The following is an 8,359-nucleotide window of genomic DNA, read 5'->3' on the forward strand; positions in this document are numbered from 1 at the left end:
TAAACATAAGCATCCGGCCTGTCCGGCAGCTTTCAAGCTGCTCATCTTTTTTATTTTTTTCCAGGGCCTCTGGAGTATTATTGATCCGTGTTATTCTGGATAAGTTGTCGGATTACCGAAGGAAGTTTTCAGGCCGGACGATCTTCATTTTATTTATCTTTTTCTATTTTTATGGCTATTAATTATCCAGTCTTGCGATTTTAGTTCTCCTTTTTCCCAGGGGTTTTTGAAGTATTTACGTCCTGCGGCCAGGAAGGGGATGCCAAAGCTTAATTAAGGGCGGGTTCTCTAATCCCATCTGATGAAGCCTGAAAAACCGGAACTGCTTGCCCCGGCAGGCGGCATGGAAGCTTTTGTTGCAGCCGTAGAAAATGGGGCTGACGCCGTATATCTCGGAGCCCGGGCTTTCAGTGCTCGGGGGTATGCCTCGAACTTCTCAGAAAAAGAACTTGAAGAAGCCATCGATTATGCTCATCTCAGGGGCGTGAAAGTATACGTAACCGTAAATACGCTGCTTAAGGAAGAAGAAGTGGAAAGCGCCCTTAAAATGCTTTCCTGCCTGAGAGAAATAGGGACTGACGCAGTCATAGTCCAGGACCTCGGGCTCATCTTTCTTGCAGGAAAATATCTGCCTGACCTTCCGCTGCACGCGAGCACGCAAATGACTTTGCACAACAGCGAAGGAGTTGAATTTGTAAAAAAACTGGGAATAGAAAGGGCTGTGCTTGCACGGGAATCGTCGCTTGAAGATATAAAACGGATAAAAGAGCGAACTGGCACTGAAATCGAGATTTTCGTACATGGGGCTCTCTGCATTTCCTATTCCGGCCAGTGCCTCCTGAGCAGCCTTATAGGGGGAAGAAGCGGAAACCGGGGGTTCTGCGCTCAGCCTTGCCGCAAAAAATACAGACTCTACTGCGAAGGAAAACCGATCAAAACAACCGGCAGCTATCTCCTGAGCCCAAAAGATCTTAACACAAGCTCAGGCCTCGGAGCCCTTATAGAAGCCGGGATCGAATCTTTCAAAATCGAAGGCCGGATGAAAAGGCCGGAATATGTCGCAGGCGTTGTCAGAATTTACCGCAGCCTGATTGACAGGTATATTGAAAATCCTGAGGGATATTCGGTCTCCGAAGATGAGCAGGAAATACTTATCCAGCTCTTTAACAGAGGTTTTACTCAGGGTTATCTTTTTGAAAACCCGCGCTGGGAGCTTATGAGCAGGGGGAATCCCCACAACCGTGGAGTTCCTGCAGGCACGGTTACAGGGTATGACAGGCGTGCAAACCGTATCCGTATAAAACTTTCACGGTCTCTTCGCCTGGGAGACGGGATAATGGTTGAAAATGCAGAAACCAGGCCCGAAGACAAAGGAAAAATCGTCTCCTCAATGTATACGGGAAAGGGCCCGGTATACAGTGCAGGGGCGGGAGATACGGTAGAAATTCCCTTCGACTCAAGGGCCCCGGCAGGAAGCACAGTGTACAGGACGCATGACAAAAAGCTTATGGATTCCCTTAAAAAAGAAAGTGAGTTCGTCAGCCTGAGGCCTAAAATCCCTGTATTCATCACGGCAACCCTTGCATCGGGCAGGCCTGTCAGGCTTGAGGTAAAAGACAGGGATTCAAACGCAGTAATAATTGAGTCCGGGTATCTGGTTGAGAAGGCTGAAAAGCAGCCTACTTCAAAGGAGCAGATCGAAAAGCAACTTTCAAAACTTGGAAACACACTTTTTGAAGCCGCTGAACTTCATGTCACTATGGAAGGGGATATTTTTATTCCTGTGGGGCAGTTGAACGAGCTGAGGACAAAAGCAATAGAACAGCTTGAAAACCTGCGGATTTCCAGGTGGAAACGAAAACCTTTCGATACTCTGCAATTCTGTGAATCCGGAGAAATAGCAGGACAGGAAGCAGGGACCATTCGAGATAACAATCCGATGCGTCCTGTACTTTCGGTTTCCGTATATTCCCTTGACGGGCTTCAAGCGGCACTTGCAGGCGGAGCCGATCGGGTTTATTTCGGTGAAGGGCTTTTCCGAAGGCCGGAAACAGCAGGGCAGAAAGAGGATTCTGCACAGGGGCATGAAACTGTTTTTGAGAAAGCTGTCACAGAAACGCAAAAGGCAGGCAAGAACATCTATTTCAGTACCCCAAAGGTCGTGAAAGATTCCGAAATGAAGTCTGTGGAAAAGACTTTTTCTCGTGTAAGAGAACTGGGAGCTGACGGCGTTGTCATTTCAAACCTGGGAACCCTCAACCTTGCAAAAGCCGGGAAAATTCCTTTTATTGCGGACAGTCCTCTGAATGTTTTTAATAGCCGCACTTTTGCCCTTCTTCTACAGGAAGGGGCTCAGATGGCTGTGATTTCTCCGGAACTAACCCTTGAGGAATTAAAAAGTGTTGCTTCTTACGGGCCTGCAGAGTGTATCGTCCACGGCCGCCTTGAACTGATGGAATCCGAACACTGCCTTATAGGCGGGCTGCCTGGGAGCGATAAAGGCCAGTGCAATGGCCCATGCAGGTCAGGAAAGTTTACACTGGTAGACGAGAAAAACTATGAGTTCCCTCTGCTCCTGGACTCTGAATGCAGGATGCATCTCCTTAACTCAAGATCGCTTTGCATGCTTGAATACGTTCCTGAAATCCTCAAAAGCGGAATTTCAAGCCTCAGGGTTGAAACGCTAGGAATGGAAAATCAAGACGAGATAAGAAGAATAACCCGGGCCTACAGGAACGTGATTGATGCTTATCTTGAGACCGGGAAACAGGGACATGAAAACTGCGAGAAGCTTGGAAAAGGTTTTACTACAGGACATTATTTCAGGGGCGTGCAGTAAAAGCCGGAATTACCGGAAAAACGGTTAAAAGGTGAAAGGAAAATGGAAAACCTGGAGAAAATAGCGGTTTCGGAAAGGCGAAACCCCAAAATTTTCCTGTCTGGCTCGATCCGCGGAGGAAGGCAACTGCTTGAGACGTACAGGTTTATGTTTGATGCCCTGGAAGATGCAGGGGTTGAGGTGCTCAGCTGGCACGTTGCCGACCCTGAGCTGGAAAAAGTAGAAATGAGAATGACAGAGGAAGAGATTTATGCCAGGGATATGGGTTTGCTTGTGAAGAGCGATGCCCTGATTGCAGAGGTTACAGTGCCTTCTACAGGTGTGGGTTACGAAATCTGCAGGGCGCTTGTCCGGGGAATTCCCGTGCTCTGCCTTTACAGCCCGGACGCAGCAGTCTCGGCAATGGTACTTGGAAATCCAGACCCTTTACTTGAGACAAAGGCTTATCCGGATAAAACTTCACTTAAAAATATTATTATTGAGTTTATCCGGGCCCTGTAAGGAAAAAAAACCCGGAATTAGCTTTTATTTTATAAAAAAGTCATTGGGTGTCCTATTCAAGCCTGACTTATAAGCTTTTATAGTCCTTAACTGTATTATAAAACTCAGTGATAATTATAAATAAGTTGAATCCCTATCTATGACTCATGGTAGTTGAAATCATAGAAATTTTAGTACTGGTCCTGGCAATTGTAGTGGCCTTCTTCCTGTATAAAGCCCTGAAGACCGCAACCAGCCTTGCAATAAATGCAGTACTTGGGGTCTTAGTTCTGTTCGCGGCAAAAGTTTTACTCGGGGTTAATATCACTATCACATGGGTAGCAGTTCTTATCTGTGCAATAGGGGGCATTTTCGGAGCGCTTGCCATAGTGGCGTTAAATTATCTCAAAATGGCTTTCGTATGACAGGTAAACAGGGAGAATAGTGGCAGGGAAGATTGAAAGCGATAGGTCGAGGGTACAACCTGAAATCCTTGAAAGCTTCCGGAGAGGAGAAATCCAGGATTTCCTAAATGAATAAATTCAACCTTTCGAAGATAATAAATTCAAGGCTTCCGGAAGATCCCTCTTACCAGATGCCTTTTATAAGTTTCTCCCCTGAAAGTTTTTTCTTTTATTATATCTTCCAGCCCGATAACTTCAAATTCCTTGAAAAGCGCCCTAACTTCCTCTCTGGTAAAATAATGGTAAATTATGCCATTTTGCCGGGCAAAAGTTCTCTCCTCAAAAGGGATTGAAGTTTCTCCGCCGCAGCGCATGTCCTCACAGCCGAAGGCTTCAAAAAAGACAGGCCCACCCTCTCGGAGTATGTGACGGAATTCTTCGACCGCGGATTCTCTTTCTTCTTTGAAAAGGTGCTGGAGTACCCCATAGCAGAGAATTCCGTCAAAAGTGCAGGCTTTGAAAGGAAGATCCGAAATACTTGCCCCTAGATGCTCGGCAAACCTTCCGCTCCTTGCAAGCTGAGTTCTGGAACCGTTAAGGGCAGTTAAAGAAATGTCAATTCCAATTGCATCATAGCGCCTTGCAAGCTCCCCAAGGTATCTGCCGTTTCCTGATCCTGCATCAAGAACTCTGGATCCGGGCAGAAGATGAGCCTGAATATCCCGGACAGGTGCAGGCCCGCCCCATTTCAGGTGGGCGTATTCCCTATCCCAGGCAAGAAAATGATTTTTCGCAGGGACTGCCTGCGAACCTGTGAGCTTATGAATGTCTGATTTATCCATGTTTATGCGTGTTTTTCAGGGCTGTAGGTTGAAGACTCCTCAAACCTTTCTACCAGGAACTCCTTCTCAAAAGATGATAGGAACCAGCCGGCTTTGGGGCCCGAGCTTTGACCCAGTATTGAAATATAAATTGCTTTGAAAAGGTCCCTGGGATCAATTTGCGGAGCAGGAATACCCAGCTTTTCCGCAATCCGCCTGTTCAGTTCGGAACCCTCGTCTTTTGCAGAATAGACCAGCATATGGTATTCTTCCCCGCTGATTTCCTCTCTGGCTTCAATAAGGGCTGCAAAAGCTGAAAGAAAAGCTTTCTGGAGCTCGGATAGGGTTGCAGCCTGCACAGGTACCTTTTCTTTTACATTAAATTTAGCAAAAGGCGGAGCATAAAGTTCAAGCCATTTGGAGACACTGTCTGCAAGTTCCTTTATGCACTTCTTGTCTTCAGTTGAAGAGCCTGAGCGTTTTACGGTTTTCAGGATTCCATCAAAATCTCCTCTTGCTACCTGATAGATAGTCACCATCTGCTTGAAAGGAATTTCAGACTGGCAAATACCCGTTGCCCTGGAAAGTTCATAAACCCTCCTTTGAAAAGCCCCAAGTGAAGGGTCATTTTCCCTGAACTGCGTCCTGAGCCGTTCATATTCGTCCACTAGGGTAAGAAGAGGCTGTCCAGGGTCGAACTGGATATGTTTTTCAGGTTTTGTGCGGATGATCAGATAGCGAAGAACCTCAGGAGGCAAAACTTCGAGCATGTCCGAAATCGAGATAACAACCCCTGTGGAAGAAGACATCGCCCCCTGCTTTCCAAGCATTATCCACTCATAGACAATAGGATACGGAGCTTCGTACCCGAAAATTTCTTTTACTATTCGTTTTCCGGTATCGTAAGAACCGCCTCTCGAAGCGTGGTCTTTTCCGAAAGGTTCGACTGTCACCCCTAAAACCGCCCAGCGAGCAGGCCAGTCCACGCGCCAGGTGAGTTTTCCTCCTCCGACCATGGGCACGGTTCCGGAGTGCCCGCATGCACAGATATAATCCACGGTCTCGGCTTCCAGATCAAAACCCGTAACTTTTGTCGTTGTAATCTTCCCGCATTGATTGCATCTGGGATTGAAAGGGCTCCACTCCGATGCTACGGTTTTTCCCGAAACTTCTTCGAGGATTTTTGCAATGGCGTCTCTTTTTACAAGGGCGGTTTTTATTGCTTCGGTATATTTGCCTGCCCTGTACATCTCATCTGCCCTGTAAACCTGAGGATTGATGCCCAGGCGCCTGAGGGCTTCAAGGAAAGGTTTCAGGAAATGTTCGGCATAGTTTGCGCAGTCTCCGCAGGGGCAGGGAATTTCGGATATGGGTTTCCCCACATGTTCGGCATAACTCTCGGGGAGGAAAGGGTAAACCTTGCGCAGGGGATCAAAGTTATCGGCAATATAGATAAAGTCAGCATTTGCTCCTTTATCAACCAGAGCCCTGTAAGCAGCATCGGCAGTCACGACTTCTCTCATGTTGCCTATATGGATATGCCCAGACGGAGTGATGCCCGTGGCAACAAGATGTTTTCCGCTCTTTTTTAACACGTCTTCGGCTATGACGTCTGCCCAGTGAATTGTGTCAGCCATATTTCTCCTCACCAGAATTTCCTATAAACTTGGAAACGGATACGAAAATAGAAACTAAAAGGCTCTTCATGTGTTTATCCAGAATTTGAATTCCTTTACAATTCTCGCAAGCCTTTTTAAAAAACGGCTTGATCGCAAGCCTTTTCAAAAAGGGCTTGATCGAAAACCCCTGGCAACGGCGTGATAAACCGGCGCAACGCAAGCCTTTTTAAAAGGGCTTAAGCGAAAAGCTTGAATTTCCTTCATAATTATCGTTTCAACTAATAAACCTTGGGCTGGAGGGCAAGGAACCTGAACCTTTTTTAATTTCACGCTAGGGTAGTACCCGAAATAGCAGAAAATAAAAAGAAACACTAGATATAAAAAATAAAAAAAAGAAAAAATTAATGGAGGTTCAAAGGCAAATTGATTCAGGAGTCTGCAGATTTACGGAGATTTAAATGGCACTTTATAGGGCAAATCAAGTAAATTTGATTTACTAATAAATAAAAGCACGTATAAATATATAACTATTTCGAAATTGGATGGATGCAGTTTTAAAAAAAGTAAATCTCAGGACAAGCTAGGTGAAAACAATATAGCTGGAAGAAAAAAGAAGAAAGCACGTCCCAAGTCAGTAAACAAATTCTGAGTATTCAAAGGAAGAAATAACTGTATTAATATAAAGAAAGTCTCAAAATTAAAGAAAACGAAAAATAAAGGGAATCCGAAGTTAAAAAGAGCCAAAAATGAAAATTAAAAGCAGCAGGGAGGCCGCTATTATTTCAGGGAGACTCTCCAGACCTGCAATCAGCCTGAATAACTCTTTTAGCGGCTTTTTTCGTCAGGTTCGGATTTATTCAGGTCTGAACCCGGTCAGGTCTGGATTTTTCAGGTCTGTGCTCAGGTCTGTACTTAATCTCCCTGCTGTGAGGCGAATTCAGCCTGCTGGCTTAATTCTTCGGTTTACGCTATCTGCTTTCTGAATACGTTGCAGGAATTTATCTTAATATCAAGCAGCTTTTCGATATTCATTTTCGCGGCAATACCTTTTGCAGCTCCCGGCACCGAAGTGATTACCCCGATATCGAGTTCCTCACGCAGCTCGCGCATAACGTGCTCGTCTACCAGGTCCATCGTATCGACCCCGAGTTTCTTTGCCACGTATTCTTTTGCCTCGCCTATGCGCATGTTCTTTGAGAACTCCATTCTTGCGACAAGGTCGCCTGCAGCTCTCATTCCTGTCATACCTGAAGCCATTATGTGGGAAATCGGCATACCCAGAGGGTCGCCGACCCCGATCTATATGCCGTCGACGCCTGCAATCTCGACCATTGCCTTGCTTGCCCTCGTGACCGCATCAATGGGAGGCGTTTCAAGCATCGGGATTCCGCCAACTCCCATTCCCATATCAACATGACAGGGCAGGGTAGAAACCTTAACCGCTTCTTTTATGAAAGTAACCGCGCGCGCAAGGTTCCAGGCTGAGGTCTTGCTCGTGTTTGTATTTACCACAGGCCCGAAGACATTTGCTCCTGCCTTTGCAATAAGAGGAGCCTGCTGGTGCGGCCAGAGCCCTGCAAGGGTTACTCCGTCATACTGAAGCCCGCCGTGCATTCCCAGTACCATTTCGCCGGCCATGCCTGCTTCGATGTACATGTCAGGGAATTCCTTCCTGAGCGCTTCGATTGCATGAAGCGTGCCGTAAAAGTCTCCGTCGCCTGCGGCAGCCGTTGTGTCGAAATTGACCCCATCGGCCCCTGAGGCAAACAGTTTCTGCATGATCCAGACCGTGTCCCTTGACAGGTGTTCGGCAGCGTGTTCCATGGATTCCCAGGCTTCCTGGATTTTGAAAGCTTTCATAAGGTCGCCGGGATTCTCGAAAGGACCGTCAGGAGTATAATACAATCCCATATTGGGCATTGCGCCGTAAAACAGCGGAATAACCATGTTCTGCTGGCAGACTTCCATTGCCTGGCACTCGTTTGAAACCACAGGCTTTACCGGCTTGAAACTATAGTCTATGTGCCCGAGTTCCATTGTGTCAGCACCGAAAGCCCGTTCGTGCATCATGCAGCCAACAAGGCGGCTGGAAGGGATTCCAACGCCACTGTTGCCCTGGTCGCCATCAAGCCTTATAGTGCCGATATCGTGCGTTACGGGAATTTCCATGCCCTGCTCGACACTGACAGCCTTGCC

Annotated in this window: 5 protein-coding genes and 1 pseudogene; 3 read left to right on the forward strand and 3 right to left on the reverse strand. The window is 46.8% G+C overall.

Going from position 1 to position 8,359, the window contains the following annotated elements; translation table 11 throughout:
* Window positions 1-301: 301 nt before the first annotated feature.
* From ACPK8D_RS00525 to ACPK8D_RS00535, 3 genes are all read left to right on the forward strand, one after another.
* Window positions 302-2,839 (forward strand): DUF3656 domain-containing U32 family peptidase, encoded by a 2,538-nt coding sequence (locus tag ACPK8D_RS00525; protein ID WP_424715890.1) that lies wholly within the window; start codon window positions 302-304, stop codon window positions 2,837-2,839.
* A 42-nt stretch (window positions 2,840-2,881) separates the two neighbouring features.
* Window positions 2,882-3,340: a nucleoside 2-deoxyribosyltransferase gene (locus ACPK8D_RS00530; RefSeq protein WP_424715891.1), complete on the forward strand. Its 459-nt coding sequence runs from the start codon at window positions 2,882-2,884 to the stop codon at window positions 3,338-3,340.
* A gap of 146 nt (window positions 3,341-3,486) precedes the next feature.
* Window positions 3,487-3,744, forward strand: a complete 258-nt coding sequence (locus tag ACPK8D_RS00535; RefSeq protein WP_424715892.1) for a pro-sigmaK processing inhibitor BofA family protein — start codon at window positions 3,487-3,489, stop codon at window positions 3,742-3,744.
* Between the two features lie 140 nt (window positions 3,745-3,884).
* Here ACPK8D_RS00535 and ACPK8D_RS00540 read toward each other — a convergent pair whose 3' ends face one another.
* The 3 genes and pseudogenes from ACPK8D_RS00540 to mtbB all read right to left on the reverse strand — a co-directional run.
* Window positions 3,885-4,565 carry a class I SAM-dependent methyltransferase gene (locus tag ACPK8D_RS00540; RefSeq protein ID WP_424715893.1) on the reverse strand — a complete coding sequence of 227 codons (681 nt, stop codon included), beginning with the start codon at window positions 4,563-4,565 and terminating at the stop codon, window positions 3,885-3,887.
* 2 nt (window positions 4,566-4,567) lie between these two features.
* Window positions 4,568-6,181, reverse strand: coding sequence for a lysine--tRNA ligase (lysS, locus tag ACPK8D_RS00545; protein WP_424715894.1), 1,614 nt, complete (start codon window positions 6,179-6,181; stop codon window positions 4,568-4,570).
* Between the two features lie 945 nt (window positions 6,182-7,126).
* Window positions 7,127-8,359, reverse strand: a pseudogene (gene mtbB, locus ACPK8D_RS00550) ([dimethylamine--corrinoid protein] Co-methyltransferase); the annotation flags it as partial.

The organism is Methanosarcina sp. (genome assembly GCF_049706645.1).
GTDB lineage: Archaea > Halobacteriota > Methanosarcinia > Methanosarcinales > Methanosarcinaceae > Methanosarcina.